Raw genomic sequence first — 19558 nt, 5'->3', positions numbered from 1 at the left:
GCAATTATTGCGTTTTTGGACATAAAAAAACCTGCCGAAGCAGGTTTTTATACTATTTTTTCAGTGAGCTTATTCGTCTAAGAACGACTTTAAGATTTCTGAGCGAGAAGGGTGACGTAATTTACGTAACGCTTTAGCTTCAATTTGACGAATACGTTCACGTGTAACATCAAATTGCTTACCCACTTCTTCTAACGTGTGGTCAGTATTCATATCGATACCAAAACGCATACGCAGTACTTTTGCTTCACGGGCTGTTAGGCCAGCTAACACTTCGTGTGTGGCGTTCTTTAGACTTTCGCTAGTTGCTGAGTCAAGTGGTAGCTCGAGGGTAGTATCCTCGATAAAATCACCTAAATGCGAATCTTCATCGTCACCGATTGGGGTTTCCATTGAGATTGGCTCTTTAGCGATTTTCAGCACCTTACGAATCTTATCTTCAGGCATCATCATACGTTCTGCCAATTCTTCAGGAGACGGCTCACGGCCCATTTCTTGAAGCATTTGACGAGAAATACGGTTCAGCTTGTTAATCGTTTCGATCATGTGTACTGGAATACGGATCGTACGTGCTTGGTCGGCGATTGAACGAGTGATTGCCTGACGGATCCACCACGTTGCATAAGTCGAGAACTTGTAACCACGGCGGTATTCAAACTTATCTACTGCTTTCATCAAACCAATGTTACCTTCTTGGATTAAATCCAAGAACTGTAAACCACGGTTGGTGTACTTTTTGGCAATAGAAATAACCAAACGTAAGTTAGCTTCAACCATTTCTTTTTTCGCACGACGAGCTTTCGCTTCACCGATAGACATACGACGGTTAATGTCTTTAATGCCTGCGATGGTTAAATCTGTTTCAACTTCAATAGCACCAAGTTTGGTCACACAACGCGTTACGTCATCGGTGATCATACGCAAACCTTCAGCGTAAGGCTTAGTGCTTTCTTTTTCTTTGTTAAACCAATCTAAGTTTGTTTCGTTGCCAGTGAAAGCCTTAATAAAGTTTTTCTTTGGCATCTTAGCGTGTTCAACACAAAGCTTAATGACTAGACGTTCTTGAATTCGTACGCGGTCCATCATGTTGCGCATGCTTTTCACTAAACGGTCAAACTGTTTAGGTACTAAACGGAATTCTTTGAATAATTCGCCAATAACAAATAATGAGCCAATCGCTTCAGGGTGGTCACGGCCTTTTTCGGCAATAATTCCTAAGCTTTTTTCGTAGGCTTCTCTGAGTTGAGTGAATTTTTCTTTGGCTTCTTCAGGGTCTGGCCCTTTGTTGCCTTCTTCCTCTTCCTCATCGTCATCATCGTCGTCATCGTCATCATCATCATTTTTAGAGTCAGCTAATTCTGAACCAACATTGGTGGCAGTTGGTGCGACGTCATCGTCGTCAGGATTGATAAATCCAGAGATAATATCAGACAAGCGCAATTCTTCAGCTTCATACTTATCGAATTGCTCTAAGATCATTGCGATCGCTTGAGGGTACTCACTGACAGAACTCTGTACTGTGTTGATACCTTCTTCGATACGTTTAGCAATAACAATTTCGCCTTCGCGAGTAAGTAGCTCTACCGTGCCCATTTCGCGCATATACATGCGGACAGGGTCTGTGGTTCGGCCTAACTCACTTTCTACGGTTGCGAGAGCTGCCGCTGCTTCTTCTGCAGCATCTTCGTCTGTGTTGTCTTCCGACATCATCATGTCATCGGCATCTGGCGCTTCTTCAAAAACGCGGATACCCATGTCATTTATCATCTGGATAATATCTTCAATCTGATCGGAATCGACCATGTCTGCAGGTAAGTGGTCGTTCACTTCTGCATAGGTTAAGTAACCTTGCTCTTTACCTTTAGCGAGCAACAGTTTGAGTTGCGACTGCGGAGTGTGATCCATAGATATCATCCAATTTTGGGTAACTGATAAAACGATAGGCCAGTTAGCTGTGCTAAGTGGCGCGCAAATCGTCAATTATAGCTGTGTGGACTAACCTTAGCTAGTCCATGGCAATGTTTGTACGCATATTCTTCACGAATAAATTGCGTATTACTTCGCTATGCCTTTCATTATAGAAATCAGCTTTGTTAGCTGCATTTTTTCAACTTTCGTTAAAGCCTGTTTTAGGCTTAATTCCTGATATCGTTGTTCAATATATTGGTTGTTTAACCAAATCAGGGTTTGCTTAAACTCTGGCAATACGTTTTCATCCGCCACTTGATGTTCCCATTGGGCTAGCTTTATTAGAGTGCTCTTTTGATTATGCTCTCTATGCATTTCAAGTAGTTGTGCGCTGTTTAACGTTTGCTCTCGAGTTATATCTAACAAATGATTGAGCAATTCTATGCCGGTCATCTGTAATCGATCTAGTGCAGGCTGTTTTGCCAAACCAAAGCCTAAACTTGGGTTTTGGACCAGTAGGGCAATGGCCAATCTTAATGGCGTACCACGACCTTGTAAGCCTTTCGCATTTAATGGTTTTGGCTGTTTTACAGTAAAACCTAATTTTTTCTTTAAATCTTCGCTACTGTTCATGCCTAATTTGTGTGCTAAATTTTCTAACAGTAAATTCTGTAGGACGGTATCTTGTACCTTTTCGATTAGCGCAATGGCTTGCTTGGCTAATGCCCCTTTATCGGTACCGTGGTTAGCACTTAATGTGTCAAACAAAAACTCGGGCAGTAACATGGCTTTTTGCATTAATGCTTCGAATGCTTCTTTGCCAATTTTGCGGACCATAGTGTCAGGGTCTTCACCTTGCGGTAGAAACATAAACTTGACTTGGTCACCCGGTTTTAACAGTGGTAGCGCTGTTTCTAGTGCACGCCAAGCTGCTTCGCGGCCTGCGCGGTCACCGTCATAACAACAGACCACTTGTTTTGCACTACGCACTAAAAGCTGAAATTGTTCAGCTGTAGTCGATGTACCTAACGATGCAACCGCATAATCAATCCCAAATTGGGCGAGTGCGACGACATCCATATACCCTTCAACAATTAACACATGTTGTGGGTCACGGTGTTTTTGCTTTAGCTCATATAAACCATAAAGCTCATTACCCTTATGAAATATGGGCGTTTCTGGAGAATTCAAGTACTTTGGGGTGCCGTCACCCAAAACTCTTCCTCCAAATCCAACCACACGACCACGACGATCGCGTATTGGGAACATTAATCTGTCGCGAAAACGGTCATAGCGTTTACCGCTATCATTGGCAATTAACATGCCTGCGGTCAGTAATTTATCTTGGGCGGGCAAATTTTGCCTGTAACGACCCAGTAAACCATCCCAACCATCGGGTGCAAACCCAATGCCGAACTGCTCAACAACGTCACTCGATAATCCGCGAAATTCAAGATAATCGACAACTTTTTGTTTGTCTGTATGCTGCCTAAGTTGGCTTTGATAGAAGAGGTTAGCTTCTTCCATCAGTTCGTATAAGTCTCGACTTAATCCTTGATCTGGCCTTTTTCCTGTGCCTTGCTCTCGTGGTACGGCAAGACCAAGTTGACCTGCAAGTTCTTCAATGGCATCAACAAATTCTAGGCGATCATATTCCATGACAAAATCAATAGCATTGCCATGGGCACCGCAACCAAAACAGTGGTAAAACTGTTTGTCTCTGCTGACGGTAAAAGAGGGTGATTTTTCGCTATGAAAAGGACAACAAGCCGAATGGTTCTTACCGGCTTTTTTCAACGGCACTTTACGGTCAATGAGATCGACTATGTCTATTCGAGCTATTAGCTCATTGATAAAATCACGAGGTATCGCCATTGATTGCTGTTGTTCTCGAATTTACTTTATCAACTGATGTAAACAAACAAGCCGTGCAAGTGCACGGCTTATTCAACATTAAAAATTGATTACTTCAATTTAGCGCGGATCATTGTACCAATAGCACTCATATCTGCACGGCCTTGAACTTTAGTTTTTAATGCTCCCATTACTTTACCCATATCCGCCATGGATGCAGCACCAACATCAATAATAGTGGCATCGATAATCGCTGCTACTTCATCTTCTGTTAGCGGTGTAGGCAGAAAATTTTCGATAACTCGAATTTCATCTGCTTCTACGGCTGCCAACTCCGGACGATTCGCTGCTTCATATTGAGCAATCGAATCACGGCGTTGTTTAACCATTTTGGTTAATACAGCTATTGTCTGTTCATCAGTCAGAGTTTCGCGGGTATCCACTTCAATCTGTTTGATGGCAGAAAGTGCCATACGAATTGTTCCTAAGCGCACTTTATCTTTAGCGCGCATGGCATCTTTCATGTGGTCTTTTAGCTGATCGGTTAAGTTCATAATGAGATTAATATAAACGTACGCGACGTGCGTTTTCGCGAGAAAGCTTCTTAGCTAGACGCTTAACTGCAGCTGCTTTTGCACGCTTACGGGCAGTAGTTGGCTTCTCGTAAAATTCACGAGCACGCACGTCAGCTAAAATACCAGCTTTTTCACAAGAGCGCTTGAAACGACGAAGAGCTACGTCGAATGGTTCGTTTTCACGTACTTTAATAATTGGCATACGCCATCACCCCTTAGGTGTAGTTATGTTGGATGATTAAATCGACTAAACATTTTTAGTGACTTCACTCAAACCAAAGGCTATTTAAAATGGTGCAGAATTTTACACCGAGCGGCGACCATTTGTAAACCCCTGATTGATTTTCTCTTCGGGGAAATAGCCCACTGTTTCATTTTTTTAATATTTAACCTGAACTCGGGATATAGAGTTGAGAATATAATTATAAATATCATAATTTTAGTAATTAACCTCTATCAAACTTGTCATTTTTTACTAACAAAGCGAAATGACGCGTCAAATAGCGGGATTATTGCAAGTCTTCTTGTGTAAATAATCTCGACGTTAGCAAGGCAAAGGGCTGTTTGGGAGGAATTTGTTATCTTAAGTTCAGGTTATTTAAGAAAAAGTAGCCGTTATATGTCTATTCGTTTAAGCCGTTAGTTGTACTGCAGTGCCTGTTTTGTTAGGTAACGCGCATGGACAATATCATGGTTGCCCCTTGGTAAGTGTATTTAACACTAATTGTGACTGTTTAAAATCGGTTTGTTATCTATGTTTTGCTGGTTCAGAGTCTTGAGTTGATCTCTTACTTATAAGGATAGGTATTTAATCGTTAAACATTGGAGTATTTACGCTGAGACGGGTAGAATTGGCGGCCTTATTTTTAATGAAGACGAGAGATTATGCGGGTTATTGGTATTGAGACATCCTGTGACGAGACTGGGGTTGCAGTGTATGACGATAAATTAGGCTTATTGTCGCATGTGCTATACAGCCAAGTTAAATTGCACGCCGATTATGGTGGTGTTGTGCCTGAGCTTGCCTCTCGTGATCATGTTCGCAAAATTGTGCCATTGATTAAGCAGGCTTTATCAGAGGCTAATTCAAGCCTAGATAATATCGACGGTGTTGCTTATACCAAAGGCCCTGGGCTAATTGGTGCATTACTTGTTGGCGCTTGTGTGGGACGCTCTTTAGCGTATGCATGGAATAAACCGGCGATCGGTGTGCATCATATGGAAGGACATTTATTGGCACCCATGCTGGAAGAAAATGCGCCTGAATTTCCTTTTTTAGCCTTGTTAGTGTCTGGCGGCCATTCAATGTTAGTGCAAGTTGAAGGCATTGGACGATATCAAGTGTTAGGTGAATCTGTCGATGATGCTGCAGGCGAAGCGTTTGATAAGACAGCCAAGCTCATGGGATTAGATTATCCTGGCGGCCCTCGTTTAGCCAAACTAGCCCAGAAAGGCTTGCCTGCGGGGTATAAGTTTCCACGTCCAATGACGGACAGGCCAGGTTTAGATTTTAGTTTTTCTGGATTGAAAACATTTACCGCAAATACGATTGCTGCAGAACCGAATGATGAACAGACTCGTGCCAATATTGCGCGTGCATTTGAAGAAGCGGTTGTTGATACCCTTGCGATAAAATGTAAACGAGCCTTGAAGCAAACAGGTTATACACGTTTGGTGATTGCCGGTGGTGTAAGTGCTAATACTCGCTTACGTGAGACATTGGCAGAGATGATGACCAAGTTAGGCGGTCAAGTGTATTATCCTCGTGGGGAGTTTTGTACTGACAATGGTGCCATGATTGCTTACGCTGGATTACAGCGTTTACGTGCAGGGCATATAGAGGGGCTTGAGGTTAAAGGTCAGCCTAGATGGCCTTTGGATACGCTGCCTGCAGTAGACTAATTGATGAGTTAGCGTGTTTGAGTCGGTAAGCTTAAAAGTAATGATTTACTTTCAAGCCGCCAAGAAAACCTAATACTATTTGGTGTTGGGTTTTTTTATGGATTTTTTTCGTGTGACCTTACTTTCTTCGCCATGGCGCAAACGGCCAATATTGTCTTTGTGGCGGATTAAAATAAGGGTTGAGAGCATCGCAACAGGCAGAATAAAACGTTCGTCTAACCACCAAGTAAAAAAGGGCGCTAAAGTTGCGGTTGCCATAGCGGCTACAGAGGAATAACGCGTTAATAGTAAAAACACAATCCAAGTGAGGATGAGGCATAGCGCTAAATCACCGCCAATGGGGGCCATTGCACCAAAGGCTGTAGCAACACCTTTTCCGCCTTTAAAGCCAAAAAATATTGGGAATATATGCCCTAGGCAGGCGCTGACAGCGATAAAACCTAATGATGCGGCATCAAGTCCCATTTTATAGCCCAGATAAGAAGGCAGGGCGCCTTTGAGCATGTCAAAAAATAACACAAGCGCTGCAGAACTAACTCCACCAATGCGTAGCACATTAGTGGCACCGGGATTGCCGGAGCCGCTGGTTCTTGGATCAGGTAAACCTCTTAATTTACAAACCAGTACGGCACTTGAGATCGAACCCGCTAGGTAGGCGGTAATGATCATCAAAATGGTGACTGTAACGGCGTTCAAATTGGTTTCCTTACTCTTCTTAGGGTATCATCGCGCATTCATTTGTGAGACAAGTCATTTTAGTATTCACTGAAGCTGTCTTTGCGTTAACATTAACCATTTAATTGATGTTAATTGAACAACAGCGCCTATCCTACTGCTTTAATTCATTAGGAAAAAGCTTAAATGTGCATATTAGGCATATAATCGGTAATAAAGTTTGATTAGGATGAACTTAACGTCTTTTTACATCGGTTAAGGTAGGAATTTATATGGATAAAGTACTCATTCGCCAGTTAGCGATAGAGACCATTATTGGTATCTATGAGTGGGAAAAAAAACTTCATCAAACATTGCTTATCGATTTAGATATGGCATGGGATAATCGTCTTGCGGCCGCTAGTGATAGTTACGAAAATGCATTGTGTTATGAAACGGTATCAAATCGTTTAACGGCATTGATTACTGAGAATCCGATAGAGCTGATTGAAACTGTTGCTGAAATGATTGCGCATTGTTTGCAAGACGAATTTAATGTGCCTTGGGTTAAAGTGGTTGTGATGAAGCCAGGTGCAATTCCTCATGCTGTTTCTGTCGGTGTCGAGATCGAACGCGGTAGCATTTAACTGTTATTTTTTTACTGTTTAGCATTAGGTCAGTCAATGGCACGTATTTACATAAGTTTGGGCACTAATATTTCGCCAGAGAAACACCTGAAAGCCGGTTTGGTTGATTTACAACAATATTTTGGCCCATTACAATTATCACGGGTTTTTGAGAGTGAATCGGTAGGGTTTAAAGGCACTAATTTTTTAAATATGGTGGCTGCGGCTGATACCGATTTATCAATTGCACAGGTTGTGGCGACATTTAAGCAAATTGAACAAGACAATGGCCGAATTCGAGGTGAGAAAAAATTCAGCCCGAGGAGCCTTGATATTGACTTATTGCTGTATGACGATGTTATTTGTGACATCCCCGTTGAATTGCCTCGTGGCGAAATTTTGTTTAATGCGTTTGTATTGTGGCCTTTGGCAGAATTAGTCCCTAATCTGTCTCATCCGGTGACGTTACAAAGCTATCAAACACTTTGGCAGAATTATGACAAACAGTGTCAACAATTGTGGCCTATTGTATTTGAGTTCCCACCAGAACTATTACCCATTAACACGTTATAACTAATCGATAAGTTAATCTCTAACAAGGACAAATATGGAAACGTTTCAAGTTATTCTGCTGGCATTAATCCAAGGGCTTACGGAGTTTTTGCCTATTTCTAGCTCGGCACATTTAATTTTACCATCACAAATATTAGGTTGGGCAGATCAAGGTTTATCATTTGATGTCGCAGTTAATACAGGCTCTTTATTTGCCGTGGTCATTTATTTTCGCCATGAGATTGTTGTACTGGCAAAAGCTTGGTTTACCAGTTTAGCTAGCAAGCAACAAACTCAAGAAAGTAAACTCGCTTGGTGGATTATTTTAGCGACTATTCCTGCTGTTATTGTCGGATTTACTGCCAAAGACTTTATTGAAACCCATTTCAGAAATACTTTAGTGATTGCAATCACTACGATTGTTTTTGGTTTGCTGTTGTGGGCGGCAGATAGAATGTCAAAAGCACAGTTAACTGAATTTCAAATGGGTTGGAAAAAGGCTTTGCTTATCGGTTTAGCACAGGCTATGGCATTAATACCTGGCACGTCGCGCTCTGGCGCCACGATGACAGCAGCACTGATGTTAGGGCTAACCCGTGAAGCCGCGGCTCGCTTTTCATTCCTTATGTCTGTTCCTGTTAGCTTTGGTGCCGCGTTACTGGTGACCAAAGACTTAGTCAGTAGTCCTGCACCTATCGATTACCAAGCGCTTGGTTTAGGGATTGTTGTATCATTTGTTGCTGCGTATTTATGTATTCATTTCTTTTTAAAATTTATTAGCAAAATAGGCATGACGCCGTTTGTATTATATCGCCTTGCTCTTGGTGCGTTATTGCTTGGATTGCTCTATCTTTAATATAAGCATTTAAGCGACTTTTTATTTGCATAGCGGGTAGGCTTACCACACTAGGTATTTCTACCCGTTTGTTTTACCGTCTTTCAATTAACTATCAGTGTAATTATGACTTTATCTTTATTATGTCCAGTGTGTTCAGCTCCACTAAATCAACATCAAGCTTCAGCGGGATTTTATTGCGACAACAAACATCATTTTGATAAACACCCTAATGGTTACTGGCCACTGCTGAGCAACGTAAAGGGCAAGAGTAAGCCGCAAGTGGAGTCTCGCCAACAAATGCGCGGGCGACATTTTTTATTAGAAACAGGCTTGTTTGCACCGTTAATTAAACAACTTCAAACAGTATTGCTGGACTTATGTGCCTCTACCTCTAATGGTGACACACAATTACAGCATATCGATTACCAATGTGCTGATGGTTATTATTTACGTCAGCTTGTGCCTGCGTTAGTGGAAGCCAATGTATCGTGTCAGCATTGGGGCATTACCGATGCTGAAAATGCTATCTTTGCCGCGGCAAAATCTGAAACACCGGCGAATTTATTGTTGTTGGCGTTAAAAAAATTGCCCTTTGCCTCGCAATCAGTCGATATCGTGACGGTTCTTGATTCACCGTTAAAAGGGAAAGAATGCATTCGGATTTTAAAAGATGACGGTCGAATTGTATTGTTGCAGCCTGGTATTAGGCATTTATGGCAAATTAAACAACAAGTTTATCCAGACTTAGTCGAAAAGCCGCTGCAGTTAAATTTACCCAATGATGTGGAAATTGATGCCCAGCAACAAGTGGTGTTTACTCAGTCAGTTACCGGTGAGCAGGCATTAACATTGCTTGATATGTCGGTATTTGGTTGGCGTGCTAATGATCAGCTAAAGCATCAAGTTAAATCTACTGCAATTAGTGAACTAGAGTTTGACTGGCAGATTATAACCCTCAAAAAACGCTTATAAAAATGTAAAATAGGTAACAAGCGTGAAGGCTGATGGAAAGCGATAACAAGCGATGGAAAACGATAACAAGCGATAAGATGAAAGTGCGGTGAGGGCGTTAGAGCCTAAGAGCTAGGACGCTTCGCGGCTAGATGATATACAAGCTAAGATTGGTTGCGATCGATGACAAGCGATAAGGACGACAATGCGGTGAGAGCGTTAGAGCCTAAGGGCTAGGACGCTTCGCGGCTAGATGCTATAAGAGCTGGTGCTAAGATTTCTGTGATGACAAGCGATAACGAACGGTGAGAGCGTATACAAGCCTAGGGGCTAGAGCGCTTCGCTGCTAGATGCTATAAAAGCTAATGCTAAGATTGAACTTTGTGTTAATGGTCAATCCAGATGATATCTGTGAGATTGTTTAGAAAGATTAACTGGTTGAACAATGTATAGATTAAATAGTGAAAAAGCTGGTGTGGATAAGCTGTAGGTGTTTAGATTTTTCGCTTGATACCGCTTGATACCGCTTGATACCGCTTGATACCGCTTGATACCGCTTGATACCGCTTGATACCGCTTGATACCGCTTGATACCGCTTGATACCGCTTGATACCGCTTGATACCGCTTGATACCGCTTGATACCGCTTACTATTACTTTTCTACGCGAAGCACAAATAATTAAGGCTTGATGTTGAAGTACTACTTAGAGTAGTGGTATCAACAATCAAGCCCTAATAATCAACCTATGTAAATAAGCTAATTTTTAATAACTATTCTTACTTTTTGTAAGAAGAAGCCATGTTGTCTAAACGGTCGTTAGCACGTTTAGCTTCGGCTTGTGCGTCCATAGAAGCAGCTTTAGCGCCTTTAACATCAGCAGATAGCTTGCTTTGCTCAGACTTTAAAGAACCAACTTGTGCTGATAGTTGATCAACTTTGTTACCTAGGTTTGCTACGCTTTCTTCTAAAGCAGTAGTGTTAGCACAACCACCTAATAAAGCAGTCATCGCAACACCAGCAATCATCAGTACTTTCTTGTTCATGGGTAAATCCCTTAATATATAGGTTGTTAAATAGTGCAACGGCATGTGCCTTTGCAACGGCGTAATTATGTCACAGATTTTTTTATTTGCTATAGGCAAATATAAGATTGTTCATTTAAAATAGCGAAATAAATGAAAATTGCAAGTCTACCGGGCCAAAAGCATCATTAATTGCCGAATTTATATAAATCTTAGTGATTTATTGCTTATTCCCTGTTAAAAAATGCTTTTTTCCGCTTTTTTTCATAAAACCCTAAATAGGCAATAGCTAATGTAGCTGCTTGCTTTCAATGTATTGTATTTTATAGTTATTAATCGTTTCGGCTCGATTTAGCTGAAGTTGACTTTTAATCTGTGATCCTTGGTAACCCGCGGCAATAATCGATTGCACATCGACGTTGCTCGCTAACTCATAGCAATGTAGTAAATATTCGGCTTGTGGATAGGGTGCTTGTTCAAATCCAGTTCGTCCTCTTAAGTCGCCATGACAACATAATAGTAGCTCTGTTAAGCGTTGAGGTTTTCGCCAAAAATCACCTTTATCAAATAATTTGACGATGGTTTCTGCTCTTAGTTCAAACGCGTTATGAATGTTTTGGTGTTGATCGCTGACTAATAATGCTAAATCACGGTATTCGTTTGGCACTCTAATTCGTTCACAAAGCTTTTTAATGACCGGCAAACCTTTCTGCCCGTGGCCATAATGCTTCGGCCAATCTTGTTTTGGGGTCAACGCTTTACCTAGATCGTGAACTAGAGCGGCAAAACGTACTGCTTTGTTGTCACTTAACAGACTCGTTTGCTCGAGAACCATGAGGGTATGAATACCGGTGTCTATTTCAGGATGCCACTTTTCAGGTTGTGGCACGCCAAACAACGCATCAATTTCAGGAAATAACACTGTTAATGCTTGGCATTGCTTTAATACATTGAAAAAAACCTGCGGACTTTGACTGCTTAATGCTTTATCACATTCTTGCCATACGCGTTCTGGGGTGAGGTGATCTAATTCACCGCTATTAGCTATGTCGGTCATTAACTGTAAGGTTTCAGGTGCAATAGTAAACCCTAAGTGGTGAAATCGAGCGGCAAAACGAGCCACTCGTAACACGCGTAAAGGATCTTCAACAAAGGCATCTGACACATGGCGAAGTATTTTAGCGTTAATGTCTGCAATACCGTGGAACGGGTCCGTCAGTGTGCCGTGCTCATCTTGCGCGATGGCATTAATGGTTAAATCTCGGCGTAATAAGTCTTCGGCGAGGGTGACATCTTTATTGGCATCACAACTGAAACCTTGATAACCCTTACCGGTTTTTCGTTCTGTTCTGGCTAACGCATATTCTTGCTGAGTTTTAGGGTGTAAAAAAACAGGAAAGTCTTTACCGACTTGCTGATAACCCAATGCGAGCATTTCTTCTACGCTGCTGCCAACAACCACATAATCTTTATCAACGACAGTTTGTTTAAGAAGGGTATCGCGTACGGCCCCGCCTACTAAATAAATCTTCATGGCGTACCACAACGTGTAATAATAAGTTGCTTAAATCTTATCAGAGTTAGATTTTTACGGCTAACTTTTGACAAGCTGTCATACAAGCATTAACGTGAGCCGTCAGTTTCAAATAAGGATTTTTGGTCGAATGTATAAAGCCTTCTATGGATTAAACGATAATCCATTTTCTATCGCGCCTAACCCTCATTATATGTTCTTAAGTGACCGTCATCGTGAGGCGTTGGCTCATTTAACCTACGGCCTAGGTGAAACCGGTGGCTTTGTATTATTAACGGGTGAAGTCGGCACTGGAAAAACCACTGTTTCTCGCTGTCTATTACAACAAATACCCGATAATACCGACACCGCGTTTATTCTAAACCCATCGTTAACAGAGCTTGAACTCTTAGCCACCCTATGTGATGAGCTGGAAATTAAATACGGTGAAAATCCGACGTTAAAGCAGTTGACTGATTTAATCAGCATGTACTTACTGAATAATCACAAAAATGGTCGTAATACGGTGCTGATTATTGATGAAGCACAGCATTTGCGTTCGGAAGTATTAGAGCAGCTGCGTTTATTGACCAATCTAGAAACCAACACCAAAAAACTGCTGCAAGTGATTTTGATTGGCCAGCCAGAATTACAACAACTGCTAAAGCGTCAAGACTTACGTCAGTTAGCACAGCGGATCACCGCTCGCTATCATTTATTACCGCTAAATAAAGATGAAATTGCTCTATATGTGTTGCACCGTTTGCAGGTTGCCGGTAGGCATGAGCCGCTATTTACACGTAAGGCGATAACCGCGTTACATAAACATTCTGGCGGTATTCCGCGTTTAACCAACTTATTATGTGAACGTGCATTAATGGCTGGTTATGGTCAAGCTAAGGTTCCGATCGATCACAAAATGGTTAATCAAGCTGCGGTCGAAGTATTGGGTGATATTGATGTACCAGGCGACAAACGCTGGCCATTTATTGCCGCTACTGCGTTGGTGCTCGCTTTTGGTTTATCATTTTATCTGTTTAATCGTTCAGCCATTGAAAACAATATGAATGCGAATGCGGCGATAGCAGATGTTCAAGCGCAATCTAGCCTAGCCAATCAAACGCCTGCAGTTATGCCTAGCCAGATAAACCAAGCAGCACAAACTCAACCTCAACAAGTACAAGCAGCAACTCCAGTTGCCAATGCACAACAACAAATTATGCGCCAAGCAATGCTACAAAGCAGTAGCATTGATAATGCCTTTGCCGGATTATTTGGCTTGTGGAATAAACAGCCTATTATCGGCTTGTCGGCCTGCCAAGCTGCGCAGCAACAAGATTTAGCCTGTTATCAGCAACAAGGTAATTGGCACAGTATTATGCGTCTTAATTACCCCGCAGTTGTTTACTTGCAAGATACACAAACGAACGTGTTTTATGGCGTAATTGTTGAGCGTCAAGCCGAACAGATTTTATTGCAACTGGGCGAGCAACAATTTTGGGTGAATAAAGATTGGTTTGACCGTCACTTTAGTGGCACTTTTGAAATTTTGTGGCAACCAGACAGTGTCTTGCCGCGTGAGATTGGTCAGTCCTCTAGCTTGGCACAAGTGCAATGGCTCGAGAATAGCTTAGCGTTAGTCAACAAGCGACGTGCACGGCTACTGACGCAGTTTGATAGTGATTTAGAGCAACAATTGATGAATTTTCAACGTCAGCATGGGTTAAAGCCAGACGGTATAGCTGGCAATCAGACCTTGGTGCAACTTAACTTATATCTGAGCCAGCAAGGCCCTCGTTTAAGTACCTCTGAGGTGCGCAGTTAATGTCAATTCTATTGGATGCGGTTAACCGTAAAAAGCAGCAACAAGGTGATGTTGTCGATATTATGTCGACACAGCCGCCTCAATATACATCGCAATCTAACAGCTCAAATAAGTTGAATCAGTATAGTCTATTGGCTGTAGCCATTGCTTTGGGCATTGGCGCTGCATGGGGCATGAGTGTGCTATTACAGTCACCGTCTGCATCGTTATCAACTATCCAGCATAATGGCGTTAATGCACTACAAACTGTCACGGCGCCAGTTGCTGTTGTTACACCACATAAAACACCTGAAGCATTAGCCGGTAACAAAAATGAATCTGCGGTACAAAATAACGATGATATTCGTTTAGCGGGTAAGGTGGCATTACCTATTGCCAAACCTTTCAATACGAATGCAATGAACACGCAAGCGGCAAGTTATAATAATTATAGTTACGCTGAGTCTTCTGGTTTGAATGAACCATATCTGCAAGCAAATGATGACCAGCGCAGTTTTCAACAAGCTAATTCCCAGCAATTCAACTCTCAGCAATTTAACTCTCAACAAACCAACGCCCAACAAGCCAATTTTCAGCAACCAAGCTATCAGCAGCAAGCAGGTTATGAACAGGATAATTATCAAAGCGGGCAAGATAGCAGCGTTGATGAATATCAGACACAAGAGAGCAATCGTCAACAGGCGCAGCAGCAAGAAGCTATTGCATTGGGTGCTAAGGCTAATCGCCGAGGTTTAGCAGAGCTTGAGGCATTGCGCTTGCAAGTGAATGCCGCCGCAGAAGACGTCGATTTTGCCTCTGTTAAAGCACCATCAATTAAAGAGCAGAGTAATTTGATTGCTGCGTTTGAAACTGCGCTTAAAGACGTTGAATATGAACAGTCGGCGAATCAGCAAGTGACCTCAGCAAAATTAGATCCTATCCCTCGACCTTCCAATCAGCAAATTCCTAAGTATGGTGACTTACCCGCGAGTGTGCAGTTGCAAGTACCGGAGTTTAATATTAATGCTCATGTGTATTCGACAGAACCAAGTAACCGTTGGTTAAATGTCGATGGGGTTGAATTACAACAGGGCGATATGATCAAGAATAAGCTGACGATTGTAGAAATTCGGCCACGAGATATCGTATTAGAAATTGATGGTGAGCAATTTAGAGTGCCAGCAATTTAAGGCGATGTTGGGATGTTAGGCATAAAACAAAGGCGCTATTAGCGCCTTTGTTTTATCTGAAAAACCCTCGTAATAATATTAGCCGTGAATGTTATTGGCTAAAAACAGCGTTAATCCATAACCTATGCAGTAGCATAATAGTAATGCTGGAACATATTTTAAGTAGCTTACGAATGTCAGTTCTTCAACTTTACTCATCGCGATGATGCCAGATGCCGAACCGATGATTAATAACGATCCGCCTACACCAACCGAATAAGTTAAGCCTAACCATTGTGCTGTTGTCAGTACGGGATCTGCTTTTAATAATGCTGCAGTTAGTGGCACGTTGTCTAATAATGCAGAACCGACACCGGTAAAGAAGTTAGAAATGCTTGGGTTATACATGCCATAGACTTCTGTTAATAGGTTAAGCGTACCAATCTCTTTAAGCATACCAACCAGTAACAAGATACCTAAGAAGAACAGCAGGGTATCGAACTCAACTTGGCGAATGTATTCTAATACCTGAACTTCTTCGGTTTTACTCTTATGGGTAGTGCCGACTAAGAACATTACTGATAAACCGAATAAAAAGGTCAATACCGGTGGAATACCAAACAGCACGTTAAGTACCATGGTTAATACGATGGTGGTGAAGAAAATCAAGCCAATGACGATATCAACGGTATTGTAGTTTTGCTCAATTGGCGATGTGCTCACATGCCCTTCGGCTTTGAGTGAGAACAATATTGCTAGGATCATAACGCTGATGCTGGCAGGAATGAACAGAATTAATAATTCAGAAATATGCACTTTACCGGCAAGGAAAATCATCAGAGTCGTTACATCGCCGGTGATTAATGCAACCCCACCAGAGTTCACCGCAAAGATAATGAGCACTGCCATACGGCGACGCATTTGTTTGTCTAAATTAAAGGTGGTCAGTAAACCTAACGACACCAATGTGGCTGTCACGTTGTCACAAAAAGTCGACAGTACTAACGAAAACATCCCAACTTGTATCATCAACATGCGAACAGACACTTGCTGCGGAAATATTTTTTGCACCAGTACTTGGATCATACCTTTAGCGTTAAGGTAAGCAACAAAGGTCATAGTAGACATTAAAAACAGCCATAAGGTGGCAATTTCTAATAAGTTTTCATTGAGTTCTTCACCGACCAGTTTACTTTTCTCTGGGCTACCAGAGGCAATAAATAAGGTGATCCAAGCAATACAGCCAAGGAACAGGGTGGTTTTGGCTTTATTAATATGGGTAATTTCTTCGAGCACGATACTTAACAGCGCAAGCACTGCAAGTGAGATAAGAAAGGTATGTAGCATGACTGCAATTCCAACTTTGTGTTGTAGGTAATCAACATCATTACCATGAATTTTTGCTAACCTAATTCAGCCTTTTTTTTAAGGTTCAATTAAGCTTTCCGTTTGGCGGGGCGATCACATCACACCACGGGCATTTTCGCAATATAGATCACAGTTTTTTCGTTAATTATCGACCAAAGTCGTGGATAAAATAATTAACACAGAGAAAGGTAATAGGAATTTGTTAACATAAATAAAAATAGGATAAACAACGTAGTTATTTATCCTATTTTTGTTACCAACAGTTTGCTTAACCTAAAAAGAGGTTAACTGATGAAGTTGAGCTATTTCATTGCCGCAAAAACGCGATCAACAGCAGCTAAAGTATATTCAATTTCAGCATCACCATGAGCCATAGACATGAAGCCTGCTTCATAAGCACTTGGCGCTAAATAAATACCTTCATCTAACATGGCATGGTAGAAATGACGGAAATGCTCCATGTTGCATTTTGTGACTTGGGCAAATGACGTCATTGGCGTGTTATCTTCAGTAAAGAAGAAACCAAACATGCCGCCCACATAAGTAATATTTAATGGAATACCATGTTTGTCTGCTGCGGCTTTAAAGCCTTCAGCAACACGTTTAGTTTTGTCTGCAAGCGCTTCATACAAACCGGGTTCACATAAAGCGTCCATTTGCGCTAAACCTGCAGTCATTGCAATTGGGTTACCTGATAATGTACCCGCTTGATAGACTGGACCTGTTGGTGCGATAAATTGCATAACGTCTTTACGTCCACCAAATGCGCCTACAGGCATGCCACCACCAATGACCTTACCAAGTGTGGTTAAGTCTGGCGTTACGCCATAGTGACCTTGTGCGCCACTCATAGAGACACGAAAGCCCGTCATCACTTCATCGATAATCAATAATGCACCGAATTCGTCACAAATTGTACGTAAGCCTTGTAAAAAACCTTCTACTGGCGGGATACAGTTCATGTTGCCCGCAACGGGTTCAAGGATGATACAAGCGATATTGTCTGGGTTCTGTTCAAATATAGCGCGTACAGAATCAAGGTCGTTATACGTCGCGGTTAAAGTGTGTTTGGCAAAGTCTTCTGGAATACCAGGTGAACTTGGCTGGCCTAACGTTAATGCGCCTGATCCCGCTTTAACCAACAAGCAGTCAGCATGACCGTGGTAGCAACCTTCAAACTTTAAAATATCATCACGGTTAGTAAATCCACGGGCTAAACGGATTGCACTCATGGTAGCTTCGGTGCCCGAACTTACCATACGAACTTGTTCCATCGATGGCACCATTGAAATGACTTTTTCAGCCATTTTTACTTCAAGTTCAGTCGGTGCGCCAAATGATAAGCCGTTTTCGACAGCAGCTAACACTGCTTGACGAATTTTAGGATGATTATGGCCTAAAATCATCGGTCCCCATGAACCCACATAGTCGACATACTTTTTGCCATCGGCATCAAAAATATAAGCGCCATCAGCTTTCTCAATGAACAAAGGTGAACCACCGACACCATTAAAGGCACGTACAGGTGAGTTAACGCCACCAGGAATGGTTTTTTTAGCCTGTTCAAATAAAACTTCGGAACGGGTCATGTCTAATCCTTAATATTGTGTGCCAATTATCTATCGGCTTTACGTGAATACCAGTTTACTGGGCACTCATACTTTTCGAGTTGGTTTTCAACTCCAAGTGTTAATGCAAAAAGTGCCATACGTATAAGTAAGCCGTTGTCGGCTTGTCTAAAAATAGCCAAACTTGGATGGCTGTTTAAATCATTGTCGAGTTCATTTGCTTGCGCGCGTGAATCACGAGGTAATGGATGCATAATCACCGTATTTGATTTGCAATGTTGCGTATAAATATTGTGATTTAAGCGAAACTTACCCCGGTATTTATTGGCTTCTTCCTGTGACGGAAAGCGCTCTTCTTGAATACGGGTAAGATATAAAATATCCGCGTTATGTAAATTACCTTCAAGTTGTTCGGTTATTGTGATCTTATGGCCAGCATTTTCAATGTCGGCGATCACATAGTCAGGCATTGCTAGCTCACTTGGCGATATCAATGTGAACTTAATGTCCTTATGCATACAAAGTAAGCGCGAAAGTGAATGCACAGTGCGACCATATTTTAAGTCACCTACCATGGCAATATGCATACCATCGATACCCATACCTGAATGGCTTAATTCTTTTTTGATGGTAAATAAGTCCAGCAAGGCTTGAGTTGGATGTTCATTTGGTCCATCACCGCCATTGATCACTGGCACTCGGCTGCCTTCAGCAAACTCTTTGACGGAGTAGGCATCTGGGTGACGCATGGCAATCACATCTGAGTAAGTTGATAGTACTCTAGCCGTGTCATACAAGGACTCGCCTTTTGATAATGACGATGATGCCATTCCGGTGGTTTCTCGTACATGTCCGCCAAGCAAATTGAAAGCGCAGCCAAAGCTGACACGAGTACGGGTGCTAGGTTCAAAAAAAAGATTGCCTAAAATGGCACCTTCCAACACTTTGGTGCGTTTTTCACGCAAAGCATAAGGGGTCATTTTGTTAGCAACATTAAAAATAGTGTTAATCGAATCCAGATCTAACTGGCTTACTGAAAGGATATGTGAACCTTCGAACTGTGTCATCAGCCTGATTTCCAAAGTTTAGGGGCAAAATATTCACCAGAACAGCATGCTATTTTACCGTATTATTATATAGGGCATTATATAGAGTGTTATATAGGTTATGTGTAGGGTGGCTGAGGCAAAATTGTAGCAGAAAAGAACCGCCAGATAAATATAATAACCGTGCTGAACTTTGAGATTCACTT

Annotated in this window: 17 protein-coding genes; 7 read left to right on the top strand and 10 right to left on the bottom strand. The window is 41.8% G+C overall.

What is annotated here, in order from left to right; translation table 11 throughout:
* Window positions 1-69: 69 nt before the first annotated feature.
* The 4 genes from rpoD to rpsU all read right to left on the bottom strand — a co-directional run bounded on the left by rpoD (window position 70) and on the right by rpsU (window position 4539).
* Entirely contained in the window at window positions 70-1905 is a 1836-nt protein-coding gene (gene rpoD / locus GUY17_RS15995; RefSeq protein WP_101088819.1) for an RNA polymerase sigma factor RpoD, read from the bottom strand.
* Between the two features lie 150 nt (window positions 1906-2055).
* Window positions 2056-3783, bottom strand: a complete 1728-nt coding sequence (gene dnaG / locus GUY17_RS15990) for a DNA primase (protein WP_162023713.1) — start codon at window positions 3781-3783, stop codon at window positions 2056-2058.
* An 89-nt stretch (window positions 3784-3872) separates the two neighbouring features.
* On the bottom strand, window positions 3873-4316 hold the full coding sequence (locus GUY17_RS15985) for a GatB/YqeY domain-containing protein (RefSeq protein ID WP_101088821.1): 444 nt from the start codon (window positions 4314-4316) through the stop codon (window positions 3873-3875).
* 7 nt (window positions 4317-4323) lie between these two features.
* The gene (rpsU, locus tag GUY17_RS15980) at window positions 4324-4539 is read right to left on the bottom strand and encodes a 30S ribosomal protein S21 (protein WP_006080725.1); all 216 of its coding nucleotides are present in this window, start codon (window positions 4537-4539) and stop codon (window positions 4324-4326) included.
* Between the two features lie 683 nt (window positions 4540-5222).
* Between rpsU and tsaD the strand changes: the two genes are divergently transcribed.
* Window positions 5223-6239 (top strand): tRNA (adenosine(37)-N6)-threonylcarbamoyltransferase complex transferase subunit TsaD, encoded by a 1017-nt coding sequence (tsaD, locus tag GUY17_RS15975; RefSeq protein ID WP_162023712.1) that lies wholly within the window; start codon window positions 5223-5225, stop codon window positions 6237-6239.
* A 75-nt stretch (window positions 6240-6314) separates the two neighbouring features.
* Here the strand turns inward: tsaD and plsY are convergent, their stop codons facing one another.
* Window positions 6315-6935: a glycerol-3-phosphate 1-O-acyltransferase PlsY gene (gene plsY / locus GUY17_RS15970; protein ID WP_162023711.1), complete on the bottom strand. Its 621-nt coding sequence runs from the start codon at window positions 6933-6935 to the stop codon at window positions 6315-6317.
* A 251-nt stretch (window positions 6936-7186) separates the two neighbouring features.
* On the opposite strand from plsY, the gene folB reads away from it, so the two are divergent.
* The 4 genes from folB (at window position 7187) to GUY17_RS15950 (ending at window position 9881) form a co-directional block, all read left to right on the top strand.
* Complete coding sequence (gene folB, locus GUY17_RS15965) at window positions 7187-7540, top strand: dihydroneopterin aldolase (protein ID WP_011638438.1); 354 nt, start codon at window positions 7187-7189, stop codon at window positions 7538-7540.
* A 36-nt stretch (window positions 7541-7576) separates the two neighbouring features.
* On the top strand, window positions 7577-8092 hold the full coding sequence (folK, locus tag GUY17_RS15960) for a 2-amino-4-hydroxy-6-hydroxymethyldihydropteridine diphosphokinase (protein WP_162023710.1): 516 nt from the start codon (window positions 7577-7579) through the stop codon (window positions 8090-8092).
* 34 nt (window positions 8093-8126) lie between these two features.
* Window positions 8127-8927, top strand: a complete 801-nt coding sequence (locus GUY17_RS15955; RefSeq protein ID WP_101088826.1) for an undecaprenyl-diphosphate phosphatase — start codon at window positions 8127-8129, stop codon at window positions 8925-8927.
* 105 nt (window positions 8928-9032) lie between these two features.
* Window positions 9033-9881: a putative RNA methyltransferase gene (locus tag GUY17_RS15950; RefSeq protein ID WP_101088827.1), complete on the top strand. Its 849-nt coding sequence runs from the start codon at window positions 9033-9035 to the stop codon at window positions 9879-9881.
* 757 nt (window positions 9882-10638) lie between these two features.
* Here GUY17_RS15950 and GUY17_RS15945 read toward each other — a convergent pair.
* Complete coding sequence (locus GUY17_RS15945) at window positions 10639-10905, bottom strand: Lpp/OprI family alanine-zipper lipoprotein (RefSeq protein WP_011638433.1); 267 nt, start codon at window positions 10903-10905, stop codon at window positions 10639-10641.
* Window positions 10906-11173: 268 nt separating this feature from the next.
* Complete coding sequence (locus GUY17_RS15940; protein ID WP_162023709.1) at window positions 11174-12418, bottom strand: multifunctional CCA addition/repair protein; 1245 nt, start codon at window positions 12416-12418, stop codon at window positions 11174-11176.
* 130 nt (window positions 12419-12548) lie between these two features.
* Here GUY17_RS15940 and GUY17_RS15935 point away from each other — a divergent pair, with 130 nt between their 5' ends.
* Window positions 12549-14222 (top strand): ExeA family protein, encoded by a 1674-nt coding sequence (locus tag GUY17_RS15935; protein ID WP_162023708.1) that lies wholly within the window; start codon window positions 12549-12551, stop codon window positions 14220-14222.
* The gene (locus tag GUY17_RS15930) at window positions 14222-15391 is read left to right on the top strand and encodes a general secretion pathway protein GspB (protein ID WP_162023707.1); all 1170 of its coding nucleotides are present in this window, start codon (window positions 14222-14224) and stop codon (window positions 15389-15391) included. Before GUY17_RS15935 ends, GUY17_RS15930 begins: the two co-directional genes overlap by 1 nt.
* A 78-nt stretch (window positions 15392-15469) precedes the next feature.
* Here the strand turns inward: GUY17_RS15930 and nhaD are convergent, their stop codons facing one another.
* From nhaD to GUY17_RS15915, 3 genes are all read right to left on the bottom strand, one after another.
* Entirely contained in the window at window positions 15470-16717 is a 1248-nt protein-coding gene (nhaD, locus tag GUY17_RS15925; RefSeq protein ID WP_162023706.1) for a sodium:proton antiporter NhaD, read from the bottom strand.
* A 323-nt stretch (window positions 16718-17040) separates the two neighbouring features.
* Window positions 17041-18327 carry a glutamate-1-semialdehyde 2,1-aminomutase gene (gene hemL, locus GUY17_RS15920; RefSeq protein ID WP_162023705.1) on the bottom strand — a complete coding sequence of 429 codons (1287 nt, stop codon included), beginning with the start codon at window positions 18325-18327 and terminating at the stop codon, window positions 17041-17043.
* Between the two features lie 26 nt (window positions 18328-18353).
* The gene (locus GUY17_RS15915) at window positions 18354-19373 is read right to left on the bottom strand and encodes an aspartate carbamoyltransferase (protein WP_101088833.1); all 1020 of its coding nucleotides are present in this window, start codon (window positions 19371-19373) and stop codon (window positions 18354-18356) included.
* Between the last annotated feature and the right edge of the window lie 185 nt (window positions 19374-19558).

The sequence above is a fragment of the Shewanella sp. Arc9-LZ genome (assembly GCF_010092445.1).
Lineage (GTDB): Bacteria > Pseudomonadota > Gammaproteobacteria > Enterobacterales > Shewanellaceae > Shewanella.
This window is presented reverse-complemented; position numbering and strand designations above follow the sequence as displayed.

Excerpts from the sequence above, each read along its gene's own strand:
- rpoD (WP_101088819.1), bottom strand. The coding sequence starts at position 1,905 with ATGGATCACACTCCGCAGTCGCAACTCAAACTGTTGCTCGCTAAAGGT.
- dnaG (WP_162023713.1), bottom strand. The coding sequence starts at position 3,783 with ATGGCGATACCTCGTGATTTTATCAATGAGCTAATAGCTCGAATAGAC.
- GUY17_RS15985 (WP_101088821.1), bottom strand. The coding sequence starts at position 4,316 with ATGAACTTAACCGATCAGCTAAAAGACCACATGAAAGATGCCATGCGC.
- rpsU (WP_006080725.1), bottom strand. The coding sequence starts at position 4,539 with ATGCCAATTATTAAAGTACGTGAAAACGAACCATTCGACGTAGCTCTT.
- tsaD (WP_162023712.1), top strand. The coding sequence starts at position 5,223 with ATGCGGGTTATTGGTATTGAGACATCCTGTGACGAGACTGGGGTTGCA.
- folB (WP_011638438.1), top strand. The coding sequence starts at position 7,187 with ATGGATAAAGTACTCATTCGCCAGTTAGCGATAGAGACCATTATTGGT.
- folK (WP_162023710.1), top strand. The coding sequence starts at position 7,577 with ATGGCACGTATTTACATAAGTTTGGGCACTAATATTTCGCCAGAGAAA.
- GUY17_RS15955 (WP_101088826.1), top strand. The coding sequence starts at position 8,127 with ATGGAAACGTTTCAAGTTATTCTGCTGGCATTAATCCAAGGGCTTACG.
- GUY17_RS15950 (WP_101088827.1), top strand. The coding sequence starts at position 9,033 with ATGACTTTATCTTTATTATGTCCAGTGTGTTCAGCTCCACTAAATCAA.
- GUY17_RS15945 (WP_011638433.1), bottom strand. The coding sequence starts at position 10,905 with ATGAACAAGAAAGTACTGATGATTGCTGGTGTTGCGATGACTGCTTTA.
- GUY17_RS15940 (WP_162023709.1), bottom strand. The coding sequence starts at position 12,418 with ATGAAGATTTATTTAGTAGGCGGGGCCGTACGCGATACCCTTCTTAAA.
- GUY17_RS15935 (WP_162023708.1), top strand. The coding sequence starts at position 12,549 with ATGTATAAAGCCTTCTATGGATTAAACGATAATCCATTTTCTATCGCG.
- GUY17_RS15930 (WP_162023707.1), top strand. The coding sequence starts at position 14,222 with ATGTCAATTCTATTGGATGCGGTTAACCGTAAAAAGCAGCAACAAGGT.
- nhaD (WP_162023706.1), bottom strand. The coding sequence starts at position 16,717 with ATGCTACATACCTTTCTTATCTCACTTGCAGTGCTTGCGCTGTTAAGT.
- hemL (WP_162023705.1), bottom strand. The coding sequence starts at position 18,327 with ATGACCCGTTCCGAAGTTTTATTTGAACAGGCTAAAAAAACCATTCCT.
- GUY17_RS15915 (WP_101088833.1), bottom strand. The coding sequence starts at position 19,373 with ATGACACAGTTCGAAGGTTCACATATCCTTTCAGTAAGCCAGTTAGAT.